Annotated in this window: 25 protein-coding genes, 3 tRNA genes and 3 pseudogenes; 11 read left to right on the top strand and 20 right to left on the bottom strand. The window is 63.8% G+C overall.

All coding sequences use genetic code 11. The annotated features are described in order from the left end of the window. Window positions 1-348 precede the first annotated feature (348 nt). A complete protein-coding gene (locus KM295_RS11265) occupies window positions 349-474 on the top strand; it encodes a hypothetical protein (protein ID WP_256030056.1) in 126 nt (41 codons plus the stop codon). Between the two features lie 133 nt (window positions 475-607). On the opposite strand, the gene KM295_RS11270 is transcribed toward KM295_RS11265, so the two are convergent. After that, a tRNA-Met gene (locus KM295_RS11270) sits at window positions 608-739 on the bottom strand. Window positions 740-857: 118 nt separating this feature from the next. On the opposite strand from KM295_RS11270, the gene KM295_RS11275 reads away from it, so the two are divergent. After that, window positions 858-1,883 carry a DUF7115 domain-containing protein gene (locus KM295_RS11275; protein WP_256030057.1) on the top strand — a complete coding sequence of 342 codons (1,026 nt, stop codon included), beginning with the start codon at window positions 858-860 and terminating at the stop codon, window positions 1,881-1,883. Window positions 1,884-1,891: 8 nt separating this feature from the next. Here KM295_RS11275 and KM295_RS11280 read toward each other — a convergent pair whose 3' ends face one another. After that, entirely contained in the window at window positions 1,892-2,254 is a 363-nt protein-coding gene (locus KM295_RS11280; RefSeq protein ID WP_256030058.1) for a DUF5830 family protein, read from the bottom strand. A gap of 104 nt (window positions 2,255-2,358) precedes the next feature. On the opposite strand from KM295_RS11280, the gene KM295_RS11285 reads away from it, so the two are divergent. Then, window positions 2,359-3,018 carry a TVP38/TMEM64 family protein gene (locus tag KM295_RS11285; protein WP_256030059.1) on the top strand — a complete coding sequence of 220 codons (660 nt, stop codon included), beginning with the start codon at window positions 2,359-2,361 and terminating at the stop codon, window positions 3,016-3,018. On the opposite strand, the gene KM295_RS11290 is transcribed toward KM295_RS11285, so the two are convergent. The 9 genes and pseudogenes from KM295_RS11290 to trpD form a co-directional block, all read right to left on the bottom strand. Beyond that, complete coding sequence (locus KM295_RS11290) at window positions 3,008-3,133, bottom strand: HVO_2523 family zinc finger protein (protein WP_256030060.1); 126 nt, start codon at window positions 3,131-3,133, stop codon at window positions 3,008-3,010. The genes KM295_RS11285 and KM295_RS11290 overlap by 11 nt on opposite strands. A gap of 60 nt (window positions 3,134-3,193) precedes the next feature. Further along, entirely contained in the window at window positions 3,194-4,246 is a 1,053-nt protein-coding gene (locus tag KM295_RS11295; protein WP_256030061.1) for a TSCPD domain-containing protein, read from the bottom strand. Continuing rightward, a pseudogene (locus KM295_RS17085) lies at window positions 4,216-6,840 on the bottom strand (LAGLIDADG family homing endonuclease); the annotation flags it as partial. The pseudogene KM295_RS17085 and the gene KM295_RS11295, both read right to left, overlap by 31 nt. 24 nt (window positions 6,841-6,864) lie before the next feature. Beyond that, window positions 6,865-8,208 (bottom strand): annotated as a pseudogene (locus tag KM295_RS17090) (helix-turn-helix domain-containing protein); the annotation flags it as partial. Beyond that, a pseudogene (locus tag KM295_RS17095) lies at window positions 8,200-8,802 on the bottom strand (ribonucleotide reductase N-terminal alpha domain-containing protein); the annotation flags it as partial. The pseudogenes KM295_RS17095 and KM295_RS17090, both read right to left, overlap by 9 nt. A gap of 531 nt (window positions 8,803-9,333) precedes the next feature. Beyond that, window positions 9,334-9,918: an anthranilate synthase component II gene (gene trpG, locus KM295_RS11305; protein ID WP_256030063.1), complete on the bottom strand. Its 585-nt coding sequence runs from the start codon at window positions 9,916-9,918 to the stop codon at window positions 9,334-9,336. Further along, complete coding sequence (gene trpE / locus KM295_RS11310) at window positions 9,915-11,549, bottom strand: anthranilate synthase component I (RefSeq protein ID WP_256030064.1); 1,635 nt, start codon at window positions 11,547-11,549, stop codon at window positions 9,915-9,917. Before trpE ends, trpG begins: the two co-directional genes overlap by 4 nt. Then, complete coding sequence (locus KM295_RS11315; protein WP_256030065.1) at window positions 11,546-12,190, bottom strand: phosphoribosylanthranilate isomerase; 645 nt, start codon at window positions 12,188-12,190, stop codon at window positions 11,546-11,548. The genes trpE and KM295_RS11315 overlap by 4 nt, the downstream gene beginning before the upstream one ends. Then, window positions 12,187-13,197, bottom strand: a complete 1,011-nt coding sequence (trpD, locus tag KM295_RS11320) for an anthranilate phosphoribosyltransferase (protein ID WP_272494384.1) — start codon at window positions 13,195-13,197, stop codon at window positions 12,187-12,189. Before trpD ends, KM295_RS11315 begins: the two co-directional genes overlap by 4 nt. A gap of 183 nt (window positions 13,198-13,380) precedes the next feature. Between trpD and KM295_RS11325 the strand changes: the two genes are divergently transcribed. The 3 genes from KM295_RS11325 to KM295_RS11335 all read left to right on the top strand — a co-directional run bounded on the left by KM295_RS11325 (window position 13,381) and on the right by KM295_RS11335 (window position 14,666). After that, a tRNA-Val gene (locus KM295_RS11325) sits at window positions 13,381-13,455 on the top strand. 804 nt (window positions 13,456-14,259) lie between these two features. Continuing rightward, window positions 14,260-14,463 (top strand): hypothetical protein, encoded by a 204-nt coding sequence (locus KM295_RS11330; protein WP_256030066.1) that lies wholly within the window; start codon window positions 14,260-14,262, stop codon window positions 14,461-14,463. A gap of 128 nt (window positions 14,464-14,591) precedes the next feature. Next, window positions 14,592-14,666, top strand: a tRNA-Met gene (locus KM295_RS11335). A gap of 112 nt (window positions 14,667-14,778) precedes the next feature. Here KM295_RS11335 and hpt read toward each other — a convergent pair. The 3 genes from hpt to KM295_RS11350 all read right to left on the bottom strand — a co-directional run bounded on the left by hpt (window position 14,779) and on the right by KM295_RS11350 (window position 16,973). Continuing rightward, window positions 14,779-15,348: a hypoxanthine/guanine phosphoribosyltransferase gene (hpt, locus tag KM295_RS11340; RefSeq protein WP_256030067.1), complete on the bottom strand. Its 570-nt coding sequence runs from the start codon at window positions 15,346-15,348 to the stop codon at window positions 14,779-14,781. Between the two features lie 58 nt (window positions 15,349-15,406). Beyond that, window positions 15,407-16,474: a DHH family phosphoesterase gene (locus KM295_RS11345; RefSeq protein ID WP_256030068.1), complete on the bottom strand. Its 1,068-nt coding sequence runs from the start codon at window positions 16,472-16,474 to the stop codon at window positions 15,407-15,409. A gap of 64 nt (window positions 16,475-16,538) precedes the next feature. Beyond that, complete coding sequence (locus KM295_RS11350) at window positions 16,539-16,973, bottom strand: universal stress protein (protein WP_256030069.1); 435 nt, start codon at window positions 16,971-16,973, stop codon at window positions 16,539-16,541. A 124-nt stretch (window positions 16,974-17,097) separates the two neighbouring features. Here KM295_RS11350 and KM295_RS11355 point away from each other — a divergent pair, with 124 nt between their 5' ends. Continuing rightward, on the top strand, window positions 17,098-17,529 hold the full coding sequence (locus KM295_RS11355) for a universal stress protein (protein WP_256030070.1): 432 nt from the start codon (window positions 17,098-17,100) through the stop codon (window positions 17,527-17,529). Here KM295_RS11355 and KM295_RS11360 read toward each other — a convergent pair. Together KM295_RS11360 and KM295_RS11365 are read right to left on the bottom strand one after the other, a co-directional pair. Beyond that, window positions 17,526-18,068 (bottom strand): GNAT family N-acetyltransferase, encoded by a 543-nt coding sequence (locus KM295_RS11360; protein WP_256030071.1) that lies wholly within the window; start codon window positions 18,066-18,068, stop codon window positions 17,526-17,528. The two genes, KM295_RS11355 and KM295_RS11360, sit on opposite strands and share 4 nt — an antisense overlap. Continuing rightward, complete coding sequence (locus KM295_RS11365; RefSeq protein ID WP_256030072.1) at window positions 18,065-18,433, bottom strand: universal stress protein; 369 nt, start codon at window positions 18,431-18,433, stop codon at window positions 18,065-18,067. Before KM295_RS11365 ends, KM295_RS11360 begins: the two co-directional genes overlap by 4 nt. Before the next feature lie 113 nt (window positions 18,434-18,546). On the opposite strand from KM295_RS11365, the gene KM295_RS11370 reads away from it, so the two are divergent. After that, window positions 18,547-19,185: a DUF5806 family protein gene (locus KM295_RS11370; RefSeq protein ID WP_256030073.1), complete on the top strand. Its 639-nt coding sequence runs from the start codon at window positions 18,547-18,549 to the stop codon at window positions 19,183-19,185. A 25-nt stretch (window positions 19,186-19,210) separates the two neighbouring features. Here the strand turns inward: KM295_RS11370 and KM295_RS11375 are convergent, their stop codons facing one another. Continuing rightward, window positions 19,211-19,918 (bottom strand): lipoate--protein ligase family protein, encoded by a 708-nt coding sequence (locus tag KM295_RS11375; RefSeq protein WP_256030074.1) that lies wholly within the window; start codon window positions 19,916-19,918, stop codon window positions 19,211-19,213. Between the two features lie 51 nt (window positions 19,919-19,969). On the opposite strand from KM295_RS11375, the gene KM295_RS11380 reads away from it, so the two are divergent. Further along, window positions 19,970-20,803, top strand: coding sequence for a DUF8155 domain-containing protein (locus KM295_RS11380; protein WP_256030075.1), 834 nt, complete (start codon window positions 19,970-19,972; stop codon window positions 20,801-20,803). 129 nt (window positions 20,804-20,932) lie between these two features. Here KM295_RS11380 and KM295_RS11385 read toward each other — a convergent pair whose 3' ends face one another. Beyond that, a complete protein-coding gene (locus KM295_RS11385) occupies window positions 20,933-21,439 on the bottom strand; it encodes a DUF367 family protein (protein WP_256030076.1) in 507 nt (168 codons plus the stop codon). Window positions 21,440-21,513: 74 nt separating this feature from the next. Between KM295_RS11385 and KM295_RS11390 the strand changes: the two genes are divergently transcribed. Next, a complete protein-coding gene (locus tag KM295_RS11390) occupies window positions 21,514-21,858 on the top strand; it encodes a nuclear transport factor 2 family protein (RefSeq protein ID WP_256030077.1) in 345 nt (114 codons plus the stop codon). A gap of 2 nt (window positions 21,859-21,860) precedes the next feature. Here the strand turns inward: KM295_RS11390 and serS are convergent, their stop codons facing one another. Beyond that, on the bottom strand, window positions 21,861-23,231 hold the full coding sequence (gene serS, locus KM295_RS11395; RefSeq protein ID WP_256030078.1) for a serine--tRNA ligase: 1,371 nt from the start codon (window positions 23,229-23,231) through the stop codon (window positions 21,861-21,863). A gap of 136 nt (window positions 23,232-23,367) precedes the next feature. Here serS and KM295_RS11400 point away from each other — a divergent pair, with 136 nt between their 5' ends. Then, window positions 23,368-24,273 (top strand): MBL fold metallo-hydrolase, encoded by a 906-nt coding sequence (locus tag KM295_RS11400; protein WP_256030079.1) that lies wholly within the window; start codon window positions 23,368-23,370, stop codon window positions 24,271-24,273. A gap of 48 nt (window positions 24,274-24,321) precedes the next feature. Here KM295_RS11400 and KM295_RS11405 read toward each other — a convergent pair whose 3' ends face one another. After that, entirely contained in the window at window positions 24,322-25,296 is a 975-nt protein-coding gene (locus KM295_RS11405) for an ArsA family ATPase (protein WP_256030080.1), read from the bottom strand. Window positions 25,297-25,306: the final 10 nt, after the last annotated feature.

The following is a 25,306-nucleotide window of genomic DNA, read 5'->3' on the forward strand; positions in this document are numbered from 1 at the left end:
GTCCAGCACTGGCTCAAGTCTGGTACTGGACGGGCCACCAGTCAACTGGCCCTCAAGTCAGGGACGTTGAATGCGAACGGAGATTATACGCCTTCCGAGTTGCTCGGATAGAGCGGGAGTCCACTGACAAGCCTCGGGGCTTGACCCCGAGGCGGTTGACGAACACGCCCGCGCCGTAGCGTCGGTTCTCCCAACCCCAGCCGGCCGCGACTGGCGCCCTCGTGGACGATGTGAACGGTTCCGGTGTCGGACCCGTCGCACTCCCCGCTGCCGTCGAACACCGGCGTGGTGATCCGTGACTGTGTCAATCCCCGCGATTTTGTGCCTCGTGACATCTCACCTGAGAATATGCAGGACCGTCCGGATACCACCGACGGTACGATCTCATCGGACGAACTCACCGACCTCCTCGCCGACGCGACCGGCACCGACACCGAGGAGATCGAGGCGACGGCCGATCGTGCCGACGAGTAGGCGGTCTGTTCCTACTGAAAACATCGGGTAGGGCTCTCTTTGATGTCCTCTCATGGACACACCGGCGTCGAACCTGTTATAGATGTCTCGTTATATGATTGAGTCGCTAAAGGGTGTTGAACCCTTTTAAATATGCCCGGGGAGGGCTCCGAACCCTCGATCTCCGCATGTCCCAGGAACGAGACGCAGGCAGCGTCTCGGGACACGGCGGCTACCGCCTCGTACCCTATGAGTGCGGCGCTATGTCCAGCTAAGCCACCCGGGCGCGTTTTCGGGTAGCCCGCTCTCGCCCTTCAACTTTCCTATCTCCCTCGGCCGGTTCGGGGTGTCACCGCCCCCCACGACCACCTCCTTTTATACTATTCTACCGGTACACCACAGATATGGACGCACTCCCGGAGCTGCTATCCGAGACCGTTGGTAACGCGACGGTCGTCGACACCGTCGACATCGGCGGCGGCGACGCGGTCGCGGTGACACACCGAGCGACGCACGTGTACCGGTCGGACGGGCTGTTGAGCGACGAGTCGGTCGAAACGTTCGAACACGACACCGATCGGCTGTCGGTTCGATCCAAGCGCCGCAAAAGCGAGATCCATCTGGAAGACATCGACAGCGAACGGAGCTTCACTGTCGCCTCCAAGGTCGCCGACCCCATCGTCGAGGCGATGCTCGAGGGGGTCCTCCGAACGACCGGCGCTATCGGTGCCGACGAGGAGGTCATAGCACAGTTCCGTTTCAGCGAGCTGACGTTCGTCGTCACCGGAACACAGCTGCTCGAACACGTCGGCAGCGCCGTCTGGGACGGCGACTTCGATGCCGTCGAACACGCCGATCTCACCGGTCTCGACTTCGAGAAGGGCAGCGTCGCGACACAGGTGGTGATCGAGACCGACCGCCGACGCCGGCGCGTGAAAGTACCGAACGAACACGCCGGCGGCGTCCGACGGGCGATACAGGACGCCGTCTTCGGGTTCTACGGCGTATCCTCGCTCGAGGAGCTCCGGGCGGAGTTTTCCGCGGCCGCCGAGTCCGAACCGGGTCCGGACGGGGCGATCGGATCCGATCAAGCCGGTAACGACCGGCCGTCGACCGACGGTCCGCGGACAGGGTCCTCGGAGTCGGACGCAAGCGAGGAGACAGAACAGTTCGTTTCGGCGGACTGGACGTCGGCGGACGACCGCGACACCGAAACGACCGCCTGGAATACGGGGATGCCCGAGGAACGGTCGGGAATCTCCGGTTCGACCGGCGAGGCGTCCGGGGACGGGGCGTCCGATCCGGACGTCGCGAGGCTCACAAAGCAGGTCGAAGCGCTCTCAGAGCAGGTCGAACACCAGACCGAACTCATCGAGTCACAGGGGGAGCTGATCGAACAGCTCGTCGACGAACTCCGTCGCGGCCGCTGACCTGCCCCCTACTCCCGCCCCGTCACTTTCCGGATACACGAGGAGCCGAACGGTCCGTGTTCGCCGGCCTCGAGTTTCATGAAATAGCCCGTCGAGAGCGACGCGCCACAGCGCCGGCACTCGAAGTCCCCGTCGCGTTCGACGACGTCGCTCTCGAAGCTGAGAAACTGCCCGCCCGTCGGACGGACGGTATCGCCCTCGCGGGTGATGTGGCCGCGCTTTTCGGCTTCCTCGAGGATCGCCCGGGTCGTCTCCGGGTGGGTGCTGATCGTCTCGATCCGGTCGACGACGTCCGAAAGCGGGAGTTCGGTGTGTTCGAGCCTGGCGAGTAGTTGTACACCGAGTTCGACCGGATCGGCCTCGCGCGTCACGCCGTCGGCTACGGCGGCGAATCTCAATAGTTTTCGGAACGACTGCCGTCACTCCGAGCCACACGACCACAAAAGGTTTGTCTCAGCGAACGGTTCCTCTTGGCGTGCACCGTGCGACCGTCCGCCAGCTCGCTGGGATCGCCGTCGTCGCCGCGATCGCGGTGACGGCCGCGCACGCCAGTTCCCCGAACGCCGTTCTCGCGGCCCTCGAGACGCTTCTTGCCCGCCCAGTCCTGCTTTCGGCCGCCCTTTTCGTGTTGTATCTCGTCCGGCCGCTGTTGTCGTGGCCGATCAGTGCGCTCTCGGTTCTCCTCGGCTACCTCTTCGGGCCCGCGGTGATCCCGATCGCGCTTGCAGGAGCCGTCCTGACGACGCTGCCGGCGTACCTGATCGCCCGGTGGTTCGACCACGAGGTCGGCCTCCTCGGCCGTCTCGGTGACGCGGGGACGTCCTTCCGGCGGACGACCGGCGACCTCCGGGGGGTCATCGCGGTTCGGCTGGCGCCGCTGCCGACCGATCCGGTGTCCTACGCCGCGGGCATCGCCGGCGTCCCTGGCCGTCCGTACGTCCTGGGAACCGCGATCGGGGAGTCCCCCTGGGTCGTGGCGGCCGTCCTGCTCGGGGCCTCGATGGGCCAGTTGACGACCACCGGCGTCTCGACGAGTCCGCTCGTGCTCGCGACGGCGGTCGCGCTCGCGGTTCTCTTTGCAGTCTCGCGGCCGGCGTACAGACGGCTCTCCGAGGACCGAACGCTCAGAACGTAAACGGGTCGCTACAGTCGACGACGACCCCGTGCTGGGGGCAGACGTACTTGCAGTGTCGCTTGTACATCTGTGTCTCACATATCGGACAGGGCCGGCCCGCCACGTCCTCGTCCATACCCTCTACGGGGACGAGGCGGACAAAAAAGCTCCGAGGCCGACGGCCGACGGCTTCAGTTCAACACTCCGACCAACCGCAACTCTCGCAGGTCTTACAGCCCTCAGAGTAGTACAGTGTCATGCTTCCGCATTCGGGACACTCGGGTGACTCTCCGGAGTCGATGAGCGACTGGGCGGCGTCGGTGTCGTCGTTCGGCGAGGCCGGATCACCGCTGTTCGTGTCGATGTCGGCATCGGTACCCGTAGCGGCGATCGCCCCGCCGTCCGTCTCGGGCGGCGACTTGCGTGGCGTCTCGGATCCTTCGCCCCCCTCGTCGGCGATCTCGGTGAGGTTCTGCTGTTGGGGGTAGGCCTTGTCGACCTCGCCGTCGAGGTACCGGCGCATCGCCGTCCCGATGGCGTCCGGGATCGAGTTGATCTGTTCGCCCTTGTCCCAGGCGACTTTCGGCGAGCGGATCCCCTGGAGTTCGTCGGCGATCTCCTCGGGATCGACCCCGGAGCGGAGCGCCGTCGAGATCGTCTTCGCCAGGGCCTCGGTGAAAGAAGCGGTGAAGCCGCCGGAGTTGCCGATATTGGCGAAGAGTTCGAACGGCCGGCCGTTCTCGGGGTTCTCGTTGATGTTGACGTAGAGTTTCCCGTAGCCGGTGTCGATCCGCTGGGTGACGCCGTGGAGGACGTCCGGGCGCGGCTGTTTCTTCCCGAGGGTCGGCTGGGCGTCGAACAGCGCTTCGATGTCGGTTTCGAGCGCCGCACGGACCTCCTCGTTGTCGAGAAAGCCCTCGATGCCGCCGAAGATCTCTTCGATGTTCTCGGTGATCGCCGCCGCGGCCTCGGATTCGTCCATCCCGGCGAACTCGGTGTTCTGTGCCCGGGTCGTGAGCACCTGCTTCGAGCGGGTGCCGTCGCGATAGTAGGTGACGCCCTTGCCGCCGTGGTCGTAGATGTACTCGAAGACCTCCTTTGCGTCCTCCAGCGTCGAGTCGTTCGGCGCGTTGACGGTCTTCGAGATCGCCGAATCGACCCCCTCCTGACAGGCGACCTGGACGCCGGCGTGATCCTTCGCCGAGAGGTCCCCGGTCGTCACGAACAACTCGCCGATGGCATCGGGCACCGTCGAGAGGCCGTCGATCCCGTCGAACCCGTTTCGGCCATCTGCTCTTGGGCTTCCCGTTTGACCGCCTCGACGTCGAGGTCGTTCTCCTCTAAGACGCGGAGGAAGTAATCGTCGAACTCGACGAGCATCTCGTCGCCCTGGACGTCGTCGGAGACGTTCTTGTAGTAGGCGACGTTGTAGATCGGCTCACAGCCGCCGGTCGTGTTGCCCACCATGCTCGTCGTCCCGGTCGGCGCGATCGTCGTCGTGTTGTGGTTCCGCATCTCGAAGCCGTCTTCCCACTCGTCGGCGTCGAGGCCGGTCTGTTTTTCGAACCACTCGCGGTACTCGGTGGGGTCGGCGTACTTGCTCTTCTCGAATTCGTCGAAGACGCCGCGTTCCTCGGCGAGTTCGTGGGAGGCCCACTTCGAACCGTGGTTGATGTGCCGCATCAGCTGTCGGGCGACCTCGTTGCCCTCCTCGCTGCCGTACTTGATGCCCAACTGGATGTACAACTGGGCCAGTCCCATCACGCCGAGACCGATCTTCCGCATCTCCCTGACCTTCTCTTCGATCTTCGGCACCGGGAAATCCGACATCGTAACGACGTTCTCGAGGAACCGTGTGCCGAGTTCGATGCGCCGATCGAACTCCTCGATGTCGATGGCGTCCTCCAGGAAGGCGTCGACGGCGGCTTCGAGATCTGCGTACTCCCCGCCGTGGTTGTCGTACCAGACACGCCAGTCCGGCGCGTCGAGGTCCGCGAGCGTCGAGAGGTTGATGTGGCCGAGGTTGCAGGCCTCGTATTCCTCGAGCGGCTGCTCGCCGCAGTTTCCGGTAAACGCGTGTGAGAGAGCGAACGTGTGCGTCTCTTCACCGACACGGAGGTCCCACACCGGTCCGCTCTCCTCGGCTGGTGTAACCGATTCGACAATCGCATTGTCCGACCGGGTGTTCCCCCTATCAGGGGTTTTAATATCAGCCAGTGAGGCAGCCTTCGATTCGTGAGTGAGATCGAACGTCTGCCGGAATCGATGGGCCTGTGTCCGCGAGAGCTTTAGATCCCATCGCTCATACGAGTCGTTCCATTTTTCGGTCTGGGAATTACGAAGGCTTGTCTTGAGTCCGTAGAAACCGAGTAGATCGGAAACGTCCTTGATTAACTGTTCCTTCGAGGAGACGAGCACGATTCTGTGTTCGTCCTCGTCAATGAACCCGTCCGCAGAGAACAGTCCGTCAATAAACCCTTTCCTGAACGACTCGGAAGCGTCGCTCCAGAGACTGTCGGGAAGTCCCGCCCGTTTCTTTTCGACGCCGTATTCGTCCATTTTACCCCGTAGTGCGGCGTGACTCGCATGGACCTCGTACCAGGGTTCGCCGTCGCGCTGTCGTTCCGTCGGTTCGTATCTGACTCCGGTAATGTCCTCTAAGGTGTCGAGTACCCGGTCCATTACCCCTGCACCCGTGTCCTCTTCCGAGAAAATTAATCCGTACTGTGTGCGACCGTCCTTCCGATGGGTAACACTTCCATCGCCGTATAGCCAGCCGACCAAGAACCCTTCGTCGTGATCGCCAACGCTTCCGTATCGCAGGCTCTTTCGATGTTTGATCGGAAGGTGCTGACCGCGTTCGAGGTCAGTAGTTTTAGTGCGCTCGTAAGTCCCGTCCCGATGAACTGGCCACTTATGTTCTTCAGTCGCCAGATACGTCTTCCCGTTTTCGAGTTCGACCTCGTACAGCGTTTCGTCGTCTCCCGAACGGTGACAGACCGCCTCTGCCCATTCACCACTCGCCGTGGGGACCTCGACTCGTCTTCCTTCTAACTCCTCGATATCGAGAACTCCCTGGTCGGTAAGAACCTTCGTGCCGGCCGCTAGTGACGGATTCGTAGCCAGTATCCGGTGATCCGGATGCTCCTCGACGTCGAAGGAGTGTTCCTTGTTCACCCGTTCGAGGTAGATCACGCCGGGTTCGCCGTTCTCGTGGGCGCCCTCGAGGATGTGCTCCCAGAGTGTCTCCGCCGGCACGGAAAGCACTTCCCCGACCTCGACGTGCTCGCCGAGGCCGAACATGTCGTACAGTTCCTTCGTCTCGGGGGTGGCGACGTGGGGCTCGCCGGTCCGGGGGTTGGTGAAGGTAAACTCCTCGCCCGCCTTCACCGCCTTCATGAAGCCGTCGGTGACGCCGACGGAGATGTTGAAATTCGAGAGGTGCCCCTCGACGGCGTTGCGGAGGTGTTCGGGGACGCGTCCCTCGTCGTCGATGAGTTCGCGAGCCTCATCCAGCGCCTCCTGGAAGGAGTTGTGCGTGAAGTCGTCGGGATCGTTCAGCCGGAGCGTCTCCGCCAGGGAGACGTCCTTGTTCTTGGCGTGGATGAACTGGATGACGTCCGGATGTGAGACCCGCATGACGCCCATCTGTGCGCCGCGTCGGGCGCCGCCCTGTGCTATAGTCTCACACATCTGATCGTAGGTCCGCATAAACGTGATCGGCCCGGAGGCGATCCCGCCGGTCGAGCCGACGGCGTCGCCGTATGGACGCAACTGCCAGAAGGCATACCCCATCCCGCCGCCGCTGTTGTGTGAGACGACGGAGTTCGCGACGTATTCGTGGTTCCCCTCGACGGTTACATCGTAGACTGTCTCGTTGCCGGCGTCCTCGACGGCGACGACCTCCTGTGTCCAGGTCGTTTCGGATTCGACTGTTCCGGCGGTCGTCGAACCGGTCTCCGACGTTACGAGCGATTCGGTCATCGTCTCGCTGCGAGTATCGACGAAGCCGACACGGTCGGCGAACCGGGACAGACCGAGTTCGTCAGTCGGCGCGACGGTAAAGTACTCGCGATCGTCGTCGTCCCACTCCCATTTCGTCGCGGGAACGCCGACGCCGAGAAGCAGTTGCAGGGTCTCGTCGGCCAGCCGTTCTGAAGCGCTATAGAAGCGCGGATACTTCTCTTTCCCGAGCGTTCCGTCGGTCGTAAAGAGCCCCCGGAGGAAGGCGTGGATCCGGTCGTGGTCGGCTTTCCGGATGCAGTCGGGGACGGACGCACTCGCCGAATCGGGTTTCGCGTCGCCGAAGTTCGAGAGCCACCAGCGTTTGATCTCGTGGCTGTGGATGACCGCCTCGTAACAGCCGTCGGCCCAGGTGTGATCGACACCGATGTCGAAAAGCGATCGCGAAAGCGAGTCGATGTGGTTGAGTACGTCGTCGCGGTTGACGTGGAACCGGATCCCGTCCTCGTGGACCGAGCCGTCGCCGATCCAGATACCGAGCAGTTCGGCGAGATCGAGGGTGAGCTCGTCCGGCTGTGTAACTTCCTTGACCGCAGTCCCGTTCGCTTCGAGGGACTGTGCAGCCCGATGTCCGCGGACGGTCGTCGCGTGTACGTCGAGTTCCTCGGCGATCTCCGTGTCCGTGTGGCCGATCTCGTACAGCCGTGTGAACTCGGCTTCGTCGAACGATCGACCGCTTTGACGACCGCCCCGTCCGTTCGGTGGAAGGTCGAGTTCGTCGGCACGGCGGCGCTGGATCGTCGAGGCCGAACTGTCGAGCTTCTCGGCGATCTCGTAATCGCTCAGCCCCTCGGCGTGTAGCTCCGCGATAGCTGTATTCGAGACTGTACGGGTGGCGCTCCACTGCGCCCCGATATCGACGCCGGAGAGCGATCCGGAGGCGTCCTCGTCCGGTATCCACCCCAGCCGTACGGAGAGTGTATGCCCTTGCTCGATATCGCCGATCTCCGTCCACTCGCCGTTTACCAGCAGTCGGTGGTTCGGCGTTCCGGTCAGTTCGATCCCGCCCTCGGTGACGACCCGTTTCGTCGGCGCGCCGTCGTAGGCGTGGATCTCCTCGACCGTCCGGGAGCGATACCCGTCGCCGTCGCGCTGGACGATATCGTCGCCCGGCTCGACGTCGGCGATCGAAACGAGTCCGCGTCCGTCGACCTGAACGTTCGATTCCGCTGTGAGACACTGAAACACCTGTGCGGCTTCCTTGGCCGTCTGGTGGATGTCGTCGATGTCGTCATCGGGGCTGTCGACGAAACAGGCCGAAAGCTGCTGGAGTTCGTCGCCGGCGTTCATCAGCGTCGGGCTGTTCGGCATAAAGGAGAGCTGTTCCATCTGTTCTCGGAACGCCGTGGCAGTCTCCTCGACGTGTGTTTTGATCCCCTCGGGCAGCTCGGGGACGATCGTCTCGTAGGCGAACTTGTTGACGTTGTAGATCGAAAGCTCGGTTTCGGCGTCGGAATCGGCGGTGACGCCGGCCCCGAAGACCTCGGCGGCGAGTTCGTCCCGTCGGGGGTGATCCGGCTTGAGCTGGTCGGGCGTGACGGTGATCTCTTCCCCTCGCTTCCCGGCCTCGAAGACGGCCTCGGCCAGTGCGACGTTCTTCCCGACGCGCTCGAAGAGGTCCTCCTGTTGTTCGATGAGTTCGCCGTCCGCGTCCTTCCGGAGGTACCGGGCCGGAAGGATGTTGTGATAGGCGTTACCGGTGAGTCGCTCTTCTAAAGCGTCGCCGTCGGTCCGCTTGATGGGAAGTGTGAGTTCGTCCGCGGACAGGTCGGGTTTCGACATTACTCATCCCTCCGTATCGGTACCTGGTGTTTCCGCTCGGTGCTCCCCTGGGCGGGACGCTCTGTGTGGATCATTTGTAACGAGGTCGGGTACTGCTGGCTGCCGGATAACCCTTGGCATCGGGGAATGTGTTGGCGATGCTATACGATTCCGGGGGGCACGAGATGCTATACGACTTTCCATGGTATGTGTGCCCCACGCGTACGACGATAACGAAGTAACGGGAACTATATAATGGTACTCAGTCCGTAGTGAAAGTGAAACTCGAGTCCGAAAAACTGGTTGACAGAAGCGTTGTTCCCACTGGAAATCATCGGGTGTTAACTGGATCTGACCGGTCGGTCGACGGGACGCCGAACGAGCGGAGGACCCGCCGGAGAACGTTTCACATCCGTTTCAGGAACTCGTGGCTACCGGCGTGACGCTCAAAAAATAAAACAAAACTGACATTATCTGGATGCCGGTGCTTCCGGACGGTGGATCGCCGCTTACGGGCCTGCTCGATCGCCGGCTTGATCGGCTGAATCCGTCTCAGACGGCGTCCAGGAAGTTCTCGATGACGTCGTGTCCGACGCCCGTCAGTACGGATTCGGGGTGAAACTGGACGCACTCGATCGGGTACTCGCGGTGTCGGATCCCCATCACCAGTTCCTCGCCGTCGTGGTCGGTCGTCGCAGTCACGTCGAAACACGACGGGATCTCGAGGGCGACGAGGGAGTGATACCGACCGCCCTGAAACCCCTGTTCGAGCCCCCGGTAGACGCCTTTCCCGTCGTGGGAGACGGGGAACGCCTTGCCGTGGATCGGTTCGGGCGCGCGATCGACCGTCCCGCCGTACTCGTAGGCGGCCGCCTCGAGACCGAGACAGACCCCGAGCGTCGGCACGTCGGGGCTGATCTCCCGGAGAACGTCCATCGTCACGCCGACGTCGCGGTCGTTCCCTGGGTGGCCGGGCCCCGGCGAGATGACGATCGCATCCGGAGCCGCGTCGCGAACCTCCCCGAGTGAGGCGGTATTCCGGAGAACGGTCGTTTCGGTCCCCCCGTGTTGGCTGACGTATTCGACGAGATTGTAGGTGAACGAATCGAAGTTATCGACGAACAGGACGTGCGTCATCGTCGCGCTTCCTCCGATCCCCGACCGGGGCCGGTTTCGGGTCCGGTCCTCCCCCGTTCGGCTCCGCTTTCGCCTTCGATCTCTTCGAGGGCGGTGAGGACGCCGTCCATCTTCTTTTCCGTCTCGTCGTACTCGCGTTCCGGATCCGAGTCGGCGACGATGCCGGCGCCGGCCTGGACCGTCACCCGATCGGTCCCGTCGACGCCCGCGCCGCGTTCGACCGTCGCGGTCCGGATGACGATGGCGAAATCGGCGTCCCCGGTCCACGAGTAATACCCGACCCCGCCGCCGTAGACGCCACGTGGTCGCCGTTCGAGGTCGTCGATGATCTCCATCGCCCGGATCTTCGGCGCGCCCGACAGCGTCCCGGCCGGGAACGCCGCCCGCGTCGCGTCGAAGGCGTCCCGATCGGTGGCGAGTTCCCCGGTCACGGTCGATTCGATGTGCTGGACGTGGCTGTACTTGAGGACGTTCATGAATTCTTCGACACGGACGCTGCCGGCCTCGCCCACCCGGCGGACGTCGTTTCTCGCCAGGTCGACCAACATGGTGTGTTCGGCCCGCTCTTTGTCGTCCGCGAGCATCTCGCCGGCCAGCCGTCGGTCCTCGACGGGGCTGTTCCCCCGGTCGCAGGTGCCGGCGATCGGGTTGCTCATCACCTCCCGGCCGCGCACGGAGACGAGCGTCTCCGGTGAGGCACCGACCACGACCAGATCGTCGTAATCGAGGACGTACATGTACGGCGAAGGGTTGACTCGACGCAGCGCCGCGTACAGGCCGAGCGGATCCACGTCGCCGTCGAGTTCGCGCGTCCGCGAGATGACTCCCTGGTAGATATCGCCGTCGAGGACGTGCTCTTTGGCCTGCCTGACGGCGTCCTCGTACGCCGATTGGCCCCCGGCGCGTTCCGCCCGCCGCCGGAAGCCACCCGTCCGAAGCGGTTCGGCGTCGGCGAGGCGCGACTCGACGCGCTCGATTTCGGCCTCGATCCCGTCGTATATCGCTCCGGGATCGTCCTCGGTCCGGACGAGGGGCGTGAACACCAAAGAGACGGTTCCGGCGGCGTCGTCGAAGACGAGCGTCTTCGTCGTCAATACGAACTGCGCGTTCGGAAACCGCGAGTCCGGTCGCTCCAAGCCGACCTCCTCGAGCCACAGGTCGTACACCGCGTCGTAGGCCAGAAAACCGACGAGCCCGCCCTGTAACTGCTGGCGGTCGGTCTCGGGGAAGTTCCGAAGCGGGACGTCCGGCAGCGCCTGCCGGAGCGTCGCGACCGTGTCCCCGCCGTTCGGTTCGAAGAACCCCTCGTATCGGTCGTCGTCGATATCGACCGTCGCCGCCGCGTCGCCGTCGACCGTCACGACGGCGGCCGGATCGTAGCCGACGAAGGAGTACCGGGCGTGTCGGTCCGCGTCGCTGCCGGCCCTGAACGCGCCGTCCGGGTCACTGGAGGGGACCTTGCCGGCACTCTCGAGCAGGAAGGTGTGGTCGGCTCGTTCGCCGTCGGCCGTTCGACCAGTCAGGGCGGCGTAGGCCTCCAGCGGTTCCGTATCGACGTCGAGTTCCGAGACGGCGCGGATCACGGCCGGCCGTTCCTCGGCGAACTCGACGAACGACGACCGAGAGATCACGGCGGATCACCCGCGACGGCACCCGCGAGCGCCCGATCGACGAACGCTTCGACCGCGTCCGGATCCTTGCGTCCCGGGCGTGATTCGACGCCGCTGGCGACGTCGACGCCGAACGGTCGGACGGTCTCGACTGCCTCGGCGACGTTCTCCGGCGTGAGGCCGCCTGCAAGCACCACGGGCGTCGATAGTTTCTCGACCAGTTCGCCCGTCCGGACCCAATCGTGGGTCGTCCCCGTTCCACCCGCGCCGTCCTCGTCCAGCGAATCGACCAACAGTGCATCGGCGACAGTCTCGTATATCCCGGCTTCCTCCGGGGAGACCGCCTTGATCACGTCCCCGCCGACGTTCGCCGAGAGGTAGGCCAGATCGCCGGGCGTCGATTTCCCATGAATCTGGACGACGTCGGGCTGGATCCGGGCGGCCAACTCGACGGTGGTCTCAGGGGCGCCGGGCATCGTCACGAGGACCGTCGTGACGAACGGCGGCGTCGCTCTGGCGAGTTCGACCGCGAGGTCGGGATCGATCTCTCGGGGGGTCCCGACGTCGACGTCGACGATGAGTCCGATCGCGTCGACGCCGGCCTCGACGACCAACTCGAGGTCTTCCCGGGAGGTGATCCCACAGACCTTCACCCGGGTCATGGCTCGAACTCGCGGAGCGACTCCAGTTGTGCCGCCGCTTTTCCCGTCTCGATCGATTCGCGGGCGGCGTCGACGCCGGCCTCGAGGGAGTCGACGGTCCCGGCGGCGTAGATCGCGGCGCCGGCGTTGGCGAGGACGATCGCCCGCTTTGCGCCCCTGATCGATCCGTCCAGGATCCCGCGCATGTCGGCGGCGTTTTCGGTCGGCGTCCCGCCGGCGACGTCGACGAGGTCGTACCGATCGAGGCCGAGGTCTTCGGGCGAGAGCGTGTACGTCTCGACACTCTCACCGTCGACTTCCGCGACGGCCGACTCGCCGTGGACGCCGATCTCGTCTAGCCCGTCGCCGTGGACGACGAGGGCGCGTTCGACTTCCATTCGTGCCAGCGCGTTTGCCAGGACGGGAACTAGATCGGGGTCGTAGACGCCGACGACCTGTGCGTCCGCCCCCGCAGGGTTCGTCAGCGGCCCGAGCACGTTGAATATCGTCCGCATCCCGAGTTCCTTCCGCGGGCCGATGACCGCCTTCATCGCCGGGTGGAAGACTGGAGCGAGCATAAACCCCATCCCGGTGGACTCGACACAGCGCTCGACGGCCGGCGGTTCGGCGTCGATCGTCACGCCGAGTTCCTCGAGGACGTCGGCGCTCCCGGACGACGACGATACCGAGTAGTTGCCGTGTTTCGCCACCGGCACGTCGGCCCCGGCGACGACGAAAGCGCTCGTCGTCGAGACGTTGATCGTGTCGTGGCCGTCGCCGCCGGTCCCGCAGGTATCCACCAGCGGCTCTTCGTCTGGATCGATCCGCCGGGCGGCGTCGCGCATCCCCTGTGCGAAGCCGGCGATCTCGGCCTCCGTCTCCCCTTTCGCGCGGAGCCCCGCGAGGAGCGCGCCGATCTGTGCCTCCGTCGCCTCCTCGAAGACGAGCGAGGCCGCCTCGCGGGCCGCATCCCGAGGGAGATCCTCGCCGTCCGTCGCCTGCCGAATGTACTCTTTTATAGTGGCCATTAATGATCAGTTATGTGTTGTGATGTACAAATAAGTACATCAATATAAGGCTATCGCTGGCTGTCAGGTCGACGGGTAGGATGGCGGCGGTCGTTCCCTCCGGTTCGGCGTCCCGGCGGGAGCGATTCCGAAAGGTTCAATTATATCACCGGGTTACCGACGAGTGCAGGCAAACGCCAGCACGGGTTCGTGGTCTAGGCTGGTTATGACACCTCCTTGACATGGAGGAGGCCGGCAGTTCAAATCTGCCCGAACCCATCAAAAATTTTACATTTCTTTCCGGGGTATTTTTTGTTATCTATATCGGTATCGGAGCTTTTCGAGTTCCGTCTCTGGAGATTCGTTCCTTGGATTGACGGTCTGTCCACCCGCATCAGGATGGTGGGTCCAACAGACGGAAACTAGATTTTTGAGTGCATGCGCTTCACGAGGGGGTCGACCACACTCGATGAACCGTCGAACGGGAACGAAGTGATGAACATCCAATCCATGACCGAATTGTTCTCTATGTCTGTCATCACTGATACCACAGACAACACACCGGTACCCATCCCGTCGAAGTGCTAACTGCCGTTGTCTATGCCAGATCCCTCGATACAGTTCGTCGATGTCTGCTGTAACCCGATTATCTTCTCCCCAACACGCCATCGAACAGTACGTCGTATCCAACGACTGTCGGCGCTCGAACGTCTCTTCGCAGTTCGGACAGGTGATCGTTACTTGTCGCTTGTCGGGATCTTTGGCGCACTCGTTCGAACAAAACTGCCCGTCCCGAACGGAGGGGTAGGTACGCACTGACCGCACTATCGGCGTGCGATCGAGTGTGTATCGACTGCCGATCGTGACTGCGCTACCGGGCTTCGAGGAGCGTCGCGTACCTGGTCGGATTTCTATATTCGGCCGACCAGCCGTCGACACGTTCCGTGGGGTGTATGCCGGAAACGACACACGGGCAAAACGAAAAAACGAATGATGTACTTTTTACTCAGCTATGCAATATTCAAACAAACGTAGTCGTAAACTATACCAAAATATATATCGAAAGCCACTAATAATGGGAGTATGGGCGATCAAATAGTTGCGTGTCCGCGGTGTGGAAAACACATCAACTTCTCGATCGTAGAACTGACCGCAGACCGGAAAGTCGCGTTCGTACAGAAAAATGAGATCACGGAGGACGGCGACTGGGCAGTCCACCGAACCGAATGTCCGGAGGGCCACCCGTTCTGGTACGCGACCGAGGAGATCGATCCGCTGACCGTCTAGGGCCGTTTCGGTGTCGGTCCGCATCGGGAAGGCGGTCTCCGTTCACACGCCGGGAAACACCACGGGAGGATTCAACGGACGGCGGGTCAATCACAACCCTTAATTGGGGCACCCGACTACGAACTGGTAGCGGGATGGGATAGCCAGGAGATTCCGCCGGGCTCATAACCCGGAGACCGGACGTTCAAATCGTCCTCCCGCTATACTGTTTTGACTCTCGCTGCAGGTTTCGCCCGTCACTGCCAGGCCGGTTTCACGTGGCCACCCGGAACAAAGTACACGAGCATTCTAATGCCCCGTCGGGGGCTTCGGGTATCAATCATCCCCTGTCGGGTTGACGATGACGACCTCACCGTCCTCGATGACGACGTTGATGAGCGTCTTGGCGCTGTACTCGGAGCTTTCGAGTTCGTTGTCGCCGTCGTCCTTCTTGATGACGGCGACGATATCAACGATGTTCGCGCCGATGTCCTCGAGGGCCGCACAGATAGCCGAAAGCGTCCCGCCGGTCGAGAGCACGTCGTCGAGGACGAGGACGTTATCACCCCCCTCGACGTCGTTGATGTACATCTGACTCTCCGAGTAGCCGGTCTGCTGGAACAGCGGCGTCTCGCCGGAGAGGCCGTACTCGCGTTTCCGGATGACCACGAGCGGGATGTCGGTCATAAGCGAGACGGCGGTCGAAATGTGGATCCCCATCGCGGCCGGGGTGACGATCTTGTCGACGTTCTCGAGGCGGGCCTTCCGGATGATCTTGATGACGATCTCCCGGAGCAGGCTGGGTTCGAGCATCGGGACGCCGTCGCTGATCGGATGGACGAAGTAGTGATACCCCTCCTTTTCGATGATCGGCGACTCCAGAAGCGACCGTCGTAGCTGATCCATGCATCGGATACCGGGAGATAGAGCTAAAGCCTGACGATAGCTGACAGCCGCAGGAGACCTACTCCGCCGGCCGATCGAGCGCCCCGAAAGCCGCGAGTATGACTCGTTTCGTGACGGCGCCGCGGGTCGTCCAGTGGTGGGCGTAATCCAGCATGTCGTCGTAGATGTCCGGCTTGCAGCCGGCAGCTTTCGGGTGTCCGCCGCCGTTGACCTGCCGGGCAACCTCGTGGCACCGCTGGAAGGCGTCGGTTCCGCGGATCGACGCCGAGCCGGCCGGTTTGACGATGACCGAGGCGTCGGCCCCCTCGCTTCGCATCGCCTCGGCGACCTCGTTCTGCGAGCATCGACCGTACGTAACGCCGACGGTCCATCCGTTTATTTCCCTGTAGTCGGCGCGTTCGACGGCCTTCTCGACGAGGGCGTCCTTTTCGATCCGCCGTTCCTCGAGGAACTCCTCTACCGCCTCGGGGAGGTCGGGCCCGTGTTCCAGAACGGTTTCGATGTACTCCTCGGGCTCTACCCAGTGGGCGTAATCGGCGAGATCGTCGCTCCGTGGGTCATCGCGGATCCACAGATCGTGATCCCGGGTGACCGTCGCCAGTTCGACGTGGCGGTCCTCGAACTCGTGACCGAGTTCCTCGCGGGCGACGTCCGCGGTGCAGACGCGCTCGGAGTCGCCGACGACCAACTCGGCGTGCTCGGAGACGGCCTCGGCGAGCGACTCGTCCCACTGGTGGTGGTCGAACCACCGGACCTGCCCGGCCAGCTCCGCGACCGCCGGGAGCGATTCGATATCCGCGGCCGAATCGGGGCACAGATCACAGACGAAGACGTCGATTCCGGGATCGCCGTACTCGAGGACGTACTCGAAGGCGTCGGCGATCTCGTGGGGGCCCGCCGGAAGTAGTGGCGCCGTCCCGAACGCGATCCGGGCGAGCGCGACACAGCCAAGCCCGTCGGCGTCCGGATCGGCGATGACGATCCTGTCGGCGCCGGCAAGCGCCTCCCGGGCCCGCTGTTCGGATTTCGTCTCCTCGATCGAATCCGGAACGAAGAACCCGCCGCCAGGGAGCAGCGACCGGCGATGAAGGGAGATCGTCTCGTCGTCGATGAGGTAGTCGTCCATACTCCAAGGGCGGCTCCGGGGCCAATAAGCCTCCTGTCTCCGCGGTGTCGGTCCCCCGATGTCACTATAACTGTCGAACGGTCAACACTGGAACGGGACACGTCCGGACGACCCGTTCGGCGACGCTCCCCAGCAGAAACGAGTGTTCGCCGCTCCGTCCCCGGGTCCCCATCGCGACGGCGTCGGCGTCGATCTCACGGGCGTAGCCGACGATCTGTTTGGCTGGCTGGCCGCCCCGGACGGCGGTCTCGATCTCGATCGAATCCTCAGTCCTCCTGTTTGCCTCGAGGACCGTATCGAGCGCCGCCTCGGCTTGCTCGTCGAGCGCGTTTCGGACGTCGTCGTGGAGCCGGTCCGGGAGCGTTTCGACCTGCCCCTCGTCGCGGACATAGAGGGCGTGTACGGTGGCATCGAACCGCGCTGCGAAATCAAGCGTACACTCGGCGGCCCGAGAGACGCTCTCGGAGCCGTCGGTCGCCACGACCACCGTCTCGAACATACCAGCGTTCGGTCCGCCGAACGCATAAATCCACCTGGCCGGGAATACGAACAGTCGGAGGCCGAATCCACGGGCGGTCCAGCGTACGGTAATCACTAATACGAGGTGTTCACAACGTACCCGTATGCAGATCGATACCGTCCTGGCGCCGGTCGACGGGACACGCGAGGCCATGGATGCCATCGAGTACGCCCTCGCGATCGCGGACCACTACGATGCGTGCGTTCACGCGCTATACCTGTTCGGTGAAAGCGCCGCCGCGGAGATGCGAGAAGGACGTATCGAGGCATCCACGATCGCCGAGCGGGGTGAACAGGTCATGGCTGGCGTCCGTGCGCTCGCTGAAGATATCCCGGTCGATCACTCCTCTGCCTGTGGGTTCTCGGTGAGTCGATTGACACAGCATCCGGGGAGCGTGACCCTCGACGTCGCCGAAACCCTCGACGTCGGGTTCATCGTCGTCCCGCGGGGCCCCATCGACGACCCGGAAGCGGTGATCGAGAAGGCCTCCGAGTACGTCCTCGCGTACGCTTCCCAGCCGGTGTTGTCGGTTTAGCTGCGGTCGTCGTCGCTGTCGGTTAACCGAGCCGCCATCTCAAGTTCGAAGTTCCCGTTTTCGGTCGAGACGAAGCCGACCTTCTGATAGAGAGCGACCGCCGGCGAGTTCCAGCGCTCGACGGTCAACCAGACGTGGCCGATACCTTCCTTTCGGCCGGCGCCGAGCAAGCTTTCGAGGAGTTCGGTCCCGATCCCGGCCCCCTGGTACTCCCTGAGGACGAAGATGGCCAGTTCGGAGGCACCCTCGCCGTCGGGGACCAAAATCGCGTGTCCGGTCGGACGGTCCTCGTGCCAGGCGACCACGTTGACACAGTCCGCGGAGAGCAGTTCCTCGAGCCACGTTCGGATCTGTGGTTCCTTGGCGGGCGGGATACCCTGGGCACGATCCTCCGGGTTGAACTCCCGATACATCTCGACGAGCGTTTCGAGCCCGTCGTCGTATCGGCGGACAGTGATCCGGCGGCCCTCCTGATCCTCGAATTCGCGTGGCGGCGGGTCGTAGGGGCCGGCGATCTCTTCGGGGTATTCGCGGGTCATCTGATGAGAGTCACCGTCGTTCGGGCGTTCAGCAGCACGAACTCAGCGATTTCGCCGAGCTTTACTTTTCCCAGCGGGCTCGTCTCTCCCCCGCCAAGAACGATCCGATCGAAGGAACCACGTTCGGCGAGGTCGACGAGTTCGCTGCCGGGATGGCCGGAGAGCGTCGTGATCTCCGCGTCGAATTCGGCGGCCGAAAGCTCTTCGGCGATCCGGTCCCGGATCTCCGTCTGTGTTGGCTCGGCTTCGGGGTTTTCGACGATCGCGATAGTCAGATCATCACCGGCCTGCTTGGCCCGGCGGATAGCTTTTTTCAGGGCGTACAGCGAATCCTCGCTCCCGCCGATACCCAACAGAGTTTTCATATCTGCCCCCTTGCCGTCCGAAAGCAAAAGCCTCCCGCCTGTCGGACGACAGCGTCTGCCGTCCGTCCGACATCGCCGGTACGCTTTTTCGGCGGCGGACCGCTACAGTCGGTATGGCCGATAATGCACAGACGTCGGTGGACGGAGAGGGGTCGACGGACGGTGACGGGACCGGCGGCTCCGATCGCAGTCCCGAGGCGTCGGACGCCGACGTGCCCGACGACGTCAGAAGCTACACGCGCTTTTCGAAGATCGACGGCGCGACATACGACCGTGCGAACGAGTTCCTCCGGGATCGGACCTACATCACTGCCCGCGAGTGGGCGATCGCCCGCCTCTGTGCGGATTTCAGAACCGAGACCGGCGTCGAGATGACGAAGATCGGATCGAACCTGCCGGAACTCGTCCCGTTCATGACCGACACCTACAGCCCGCAAGCGGTGAATCAGGCACGGGCTTCCTTCGACGAGAAGGTCCGGAAGGCGGGTGCGACGTTCCTCTACGGGGCGATGTGTGATTTCTACACCGCCGAGGAACTCGACGAGTTGATGTACGAGATCACGGAGGTCGCGAAGTTCCTCCTCGAGGTCGAGGGGGTCGAGCTGTCGGTCGACGAAGAACTCGACACCGAGGAGCGTATCTCGAGCGTGATGCGGGAGGTACGCGAATCGTCTGCGGCGCTCAGACACGACGAGTGTCCGAACTGCGGACACGAACTGGGAAGGGAACCGGGCGAAGGGACCGACGAGTGATCGGCGACGGGACAAGAAAGGCTCGTCACGGACGGTCGTCTTCCAGTACTTCATCGGCGGACAGTGGGGCGATCTCACGCCCGTCGATAAATTCCGTCTCGACAGCCTCGATAACCCTTTCCGGGTCGGCCGTTCCGCCGGCACCTTCGACACTGCCGACGGATTCCGGATCGAACGGGACCCCGAGTGCGGTGTAGACTGGATCGAGAACTGTCGCCACTGCCCGTTCGTCGGATTCCGAGGCGAGTACGCACCCACCGATGAGGGCGCTTTCACGACGGACACGCTGTGCGATACCGGCGATCTTGCCGTCCCCTTGCAGTGAGTGTTTGCCGGGACAGAACGACCGGTCGGGTTCGCCGCGGGCGACGGTCGCACCGGCTGTTTCCAGGGCATGACCGAGCGTCGAAGTCGCTTCTCGATACCGATCCTCGATACCTCCCCGTCCGCCAGCCGTCGGAACGGCGAGTGCGAACGCGACGGTCGATCCCGTGTACGCGACAGCGCTACCGCCGACGCTCCGTTCGACCGGCGTGTAACCGCGTTCGGCAGCGGTCTCGCGGGCGCGCTCGTACCCGTCCGCGGCCGAATCGCGGCGACCGAAGGCAATCTGTCGAGGGGGCATCCAGACTCGCAGTGTCGGTTCGTCGGTCCGTTCGGCCGTACTGACGAGCTGTCGCGTGACCCGTCTATCGTCGTCGACGTCGGACAGTGATCCACGAACGACGTACACGGGAGCGGATAGATGCCGAGGGGATAAAGCGGTACGGATCGAACCGACGGTATGGTCACCGTACCCCCGGACGTTCTCGATCGATACGAGCGGTTTTCGCTCTATAACTCGCCGTATTCGGCACACGATACCGGCTGTGCGATCGATCTCTATCCCGGCGACGACGACGCGATCTCTCCCGTCGCCGGAACCGTACTGGACACGCGGAGGGTCCGCTGTCCCGACCAACCGTACGCCGTCGCGGAAGACTCGCTGCTTCTCGTCGACTGTGGGACCCACGTCGCCCGGATCCTCCACGTCGACCCCGCCGTCGAACCGGGCGAATCAGTCGAGATCGGCGACTCTCTCGGGACGCTCGTTCGGTCGGGGTTCTTCGGTCGGTGGGTCGACAACCATCTCCACCTCGGCTTCCGGCACCCCGATCAGAACCTCGAGCGCGCGAGCGGTTCACTGCCGGTGGAACCCGAAACCGCCGTCTCCGGTGTCGGGTGGGACGGGACAGGGACCGTCACGGAGACGGGAAAGACGCACGTCCTGCTCGATTCCCCGTCCCACGCTGGCCGGGGGTTCGCGGCGCTGGCGAGCGACGACGGGACACCGCTGGACGGTGGGTTACCGCATTACTCCGGAGGTGGGGTCCTGAAATCGACCGATGGAGCCATCGCGTTACTCGGGGCGACGGTCGGCGATACCGACGGCCGGACCGTCGAGTGGCGCGACGTAGCGGTCTACGCCGACAGAAAACGGGCGACGGGGCTTTCGCTGTTTGCCTCGCAAGGTTCGTTGGGGGCCAAGATCGTCTTCCATGAGGGACACGGGTTAGACGTCGGCGACCGGGTTCGGGTCACTATCGAACCGACTGAGGAGCCGCGACAGTTGGGCTGACAGCCGGCACCGGACCGATCCGTGGCGGTGTGCCGGACTCCCGCCGTGTTCGCCACGGAATACCCATCAGCGCACACGGAGGGTGGTCCCGCCCCGGTATATAAATCCTCGCGAGGATTCGATCGCCCGTCAGGCGTCGAGATACTCCGATTGGACGTCGACGACCTCGCCGGAGTCCGCACAGCCGGCGTACCGCCGCAACGGTTCGTCGTTCAACTCCAGGAACGTATGCCCCCAGTTGAACTTCCCGAGGATCCGTTCGGCCTGCTCACGACGGTCGAGAATACAGAGCGCGCCCGCGAACGCCTCGACGGTGTTGAGCCGGAAAGGCGTCCCGTAGTTTATCGGGTTCGCCGCGACGAGAAACGGCAGCGATCGGTGTGGGCCGTCGAGTCTGAACGCCTCGGCTTCGGCCGTCTCCCAGGAGCAATCGAGCGCGACGAGCCGTTCGTCTCCGTCGACATCGGCGCTCCCGTCGGCGGGCGACAGCGCACGGTCGGCGTACGGGTCGAGGACGATCCCCGGCGGCGTCCCGCGGGCCGAGCGGTGAAGCGTCGCGAGATCGAACCGGGCGAGTTTCCGGGCCGAGCACTTCTTTGGGTCGTCGTCGCCCTCGTACCGGACGTGTAACTCCACGCGTCCGGTTGGCCACGAGCGTATAAAAATAGACCGGGGCGACAGTATATCCGTCCGGAGCGACCACGATCCGTATGGACGGCGTCACGCTGGTTCGGGAGTATTACCGCTCGGTCGACGAAGACGAGTACGCGGCACTGACCGATGTACTCGCCAGCGGGTTCGTCCACCGGCGGCCGGACCGGACGATCGAGGGCCGCGAGGAGTTCATCGCGTTCATGCGCGGCAGCCGGCCGGAGCGCGATACCGAACACGAACTCGAAGCGATCTATACGGAACGTGACGGCGGCCGGATCGCCGCGGAGGGACAGTTACGGCACGCCGACGGGAGCGAGTGGTTCGGGTTCGTCGACAGTTTCAGGATCCGACGTGGAAAGATCAGAAGTATCCGGACCTACACCGACGCTTCGCCGGCGTGAGATCACTCGCCGACGGCCGACTCGCCGACGGAGGGACCTCCCTCGATGCGTTCGGTCCCACCCATATACGGCCGTAGCGGCTCCGGGACCTCGACGGTGCCGTCGTCGTTCTGGTAGTACTCGAGGATGGCGACGACGACCCGCGGGACCGCGACGCCGGACCCGTTGAGCGTATGGAGGTACTCGGCGGATTCGTGCTGTTCGGGGCGGTACTGGATCCCCGCGCGCCGGGCCTGGAAGTCCTCGAAGTTCGAGACCGACGAAACCTCAAGCCACCGACCGCCGATATCGGGGCCCGTCTCCATGTCGTCGCCCGGCGCCCACACCTCGACGTCGTATTTTTTCGCCTGTGTAAAACCCATGTCGCCGGTACACATCTCCAGTATCCGATAGGGGAGCCCGAGCCGTTCGAGCACCGCCGTCGCCTCCCCGAGCAGCCCCTCGAGGCGGTCGTAGCTGTCTTCAGGCCGCACGAAGTTCACGAGTTCGACCTTGTTGAACTGGTGGACCCGGACGATTCCCCGGGTCTCGGTCCCGTGTTCGCCGGCCTCCCGCCGGAAGTTCGGCGAGTACGCCTGATGTTTGATCGGGAGATCCTTGTCGAGAAGGATCTCCTCGCGGTACATGTTGGTGACCGGCACCTCGGCGGTTGGGAGTAGCCACAGGTCGTCGTCGTCGTAGGGTTCGTTGTTGGTGCCGCCGATCCGGTAGGCGTCCTCGACGAACTTCGGGAACTGTCCCGTCCCGCGCATCGAGGCGGAGTTGATCGGTAACGGCGGGAACACGTCGGTGTAGCCGTGTTCCTCGCGGTGGAACTCGAGCATGAACTGGATCAAAGCGTGTTCGAGCCGTGCGCCCTCGCCCTTCGCGAAGTAGAAGCCGCCGCCGGACACTTTCGCCCCGCGTTCGAAATCGAGAATCTCCAGTTCCTCGCCGAGATCGTAGTGGGGGACGACCGGGTCCGGGAGATCGCGGAGATCCTCGAAGCCGACGCGTTCGGTTTCGACGTTGTCGGACTCCTCATCGCCGACCGGTGCGTCGGGATGTGGCGGGTTGGGCAACTCAAGAAGCGCCGCCTCAAGTTCCGATTCGAGTTCGTCGGCGCGGGATTCGACCTCCTCGAGTTCCGATTTCAGCTCCGCGGAGCGCTCGATCGCTTCCTCGGCTTCGTCGTCTCTCCCTCCGCGTTTGAGTTCGCCGATCTCGCTGGAGATCTCGTTTCGCTTTCGCCGCAGATCGTCGCCTTCGGCCTTGAGCGTCCGCCACTCCTCGTCGATCTCGAGGATCCGATCGAGGTCGGCCTCGACGCCCTTGGTCTCGAGCGCCCGCCGGACCTCCTTGGGGTTCTCGCGAACGAACTGCCTCGATAACATTGCACGCCGGTTCGCCGCCGCCGGTCAAAGTCGTGTCGGTACTCGAAGGCTCGAAGACGGGCCGGGGCGCGGAGGGGGACCGTTCTCGGCCGGCGAACCGGTATCCGCTTTAATGAGTGTCCCCGAACGTACCCGTATGGGAACCGGCGACGTCTATGCGGTCGACGCTGTGCCGAACTGCTACTACGTCGATACCGGCATGTACGGCACGTCCGGATACGGCTCGGTATACATTTACGATACTGAACGGCCGGCGATCGTCGATACCGGTATCGGGACGAACTACGAATACGTCCTCGACGCCATGGCGGAGATCGGCATCGCGTCCTCGGAGCTGGCGTCGATGCTCGTGACCCACGTCCACCTCGATCACGCCGGCGGGGCGGGCTTTCTCGCGGCCGAAACCGACGCCGACGTGTACGTCCACGAAAGCGGTGCGTCGTTTCTCGCCGACCCCGAGAAGCTCTGGGAGGGGACGAAGGCGGCCGTCGGCGAGCAGATCCAGTTCTACACCGAGCCCCGACCCGTTCCCGAAAGCCGGATCGAGCCGATCAAGGAGGGGTCGACGATCGACCTCGGCTCCCGGACACTCGGGGTCCACCACGCCCCGGGGCATGCGTTCCATCAGGTGGTGTTCCACGACACCGATGCTGACGCCGTCTTCTCGGCCGACGCTGCCGGGATCTACGCGCGCCACGTCGGAACGATCTTCGAGACGTCCCCGCCGCCGGGGTTCGACCTCGGAGAAGTCCTCGATGACGCCCGGATGATCCGGCGGCTGGATCCCGAAACGATCTGTTATGGACACTTCGGGCCGGCTGACGCCGACGGCCGCCTCGAGACGTACATCGACGTGATAACCGGGTGGGTAGAGTCGGTCGAAAAAAAGCGGGCCGAACTCGAAGACGACGATGCGGTCGTCGAGCACTTCGTCGAGACGTCGCCGGTAACCGACGTGTGGGAGGGGCCGAAGGGTCCCGAGGAGGTCAGGCTCAACGTCCGCGGCGTGTTGCACTACCTCGACAGTCGGTCGGAAGAGTGAAATCGGCCGTCAGCCACCGATCGGGGTCGGGGGACGTATCGCCCGAAGTTACGGCGGCTCTGCCCCGGGGAGGTCCGTCTCGATCTCGAGTTCGCCGGCGACCTCCGTCAGGAGTTCGCCTTTGACCTCGGAGGTTCGCGTTTCGATCTCGGCGAGAAGCGGCGGCCCGAACTCCTCGCGGACGCGCCGGAGCCGCTTTCGTTCGGTTTCGACCCGGTCGCGCAGGTATCGCGCGCCTCGGCCGTTCTCCTCGTCGTCGGGCGAGGGCGTCAGCCGGTTTGCGACAAGCCCCCGAACGGACAGCCCCGACTCGGCCATCGCCTCGATGGCACGTTCCGTCTCGTTCAACGAGAGCTCGTCGGGGTTCAACACGAAAAAGAAGGCGGCGTCCTCTCGGAGCGTCTCGCCGGCGAATTCGAAGAACTCCTTGCGCTTCTGGAGCCGATCGAGGACGGGATCGCCGTCCATCACCCGGCGCGGTTCGTTGCTTCCGATCGCGGCCTTCTCGAAGAGGTCGATGCTCGTCCGGCGTTTGTACATCAGCCGGTCGATCCACTCCTCTAGGAGTTCCGGCAGCCCCAAGAGCCGGAGCGTACTCCCCGTGGGGGAGGTATCGAAGACGACCCGGTCGTAGGGGTCGGCCGAGCGCATCACCTCGATGAACCGATCGAAGAGCGCCGATTCGTAGGCCCCCGGCGTGTCGTGGGCCATCTCTAGCTGTCGGTTGATCTCGTTGACCATCGCCGCCGAGACCTGCTCGGAGAGGTCCTCCCTGATCTCGTTGAGGTGGCGGGTGACCTCCTCTTCGGGGTCGATCTGCATCGCTTTGAGGTTGTCAATCCCCTCGACTGGGCGGGCGTCGTCGTCGAACGGCTGATCGAAGACGTCGGTCACCGAGTGGGCCGGATCCGTCGAGACGACGAGCGTGTCGTACCCGTCACGGGCCGACTGGACGGCGTAGGCACAGGAGACGGTCGTCTTGCCGACGCCGCCCTTGCCGCCGAAGAAGACGAACGGCTCCATGCTCATCGAC

This window comes from Natronomonas aquatica, assembly GCF_024449025.1.
GTDB classification, from domain to species: Archaea; Halobacteriota; Halobacteria; order Halobacteriales; family Haloarculaceae; genus Natronomonas; species Natronomonas aquatica.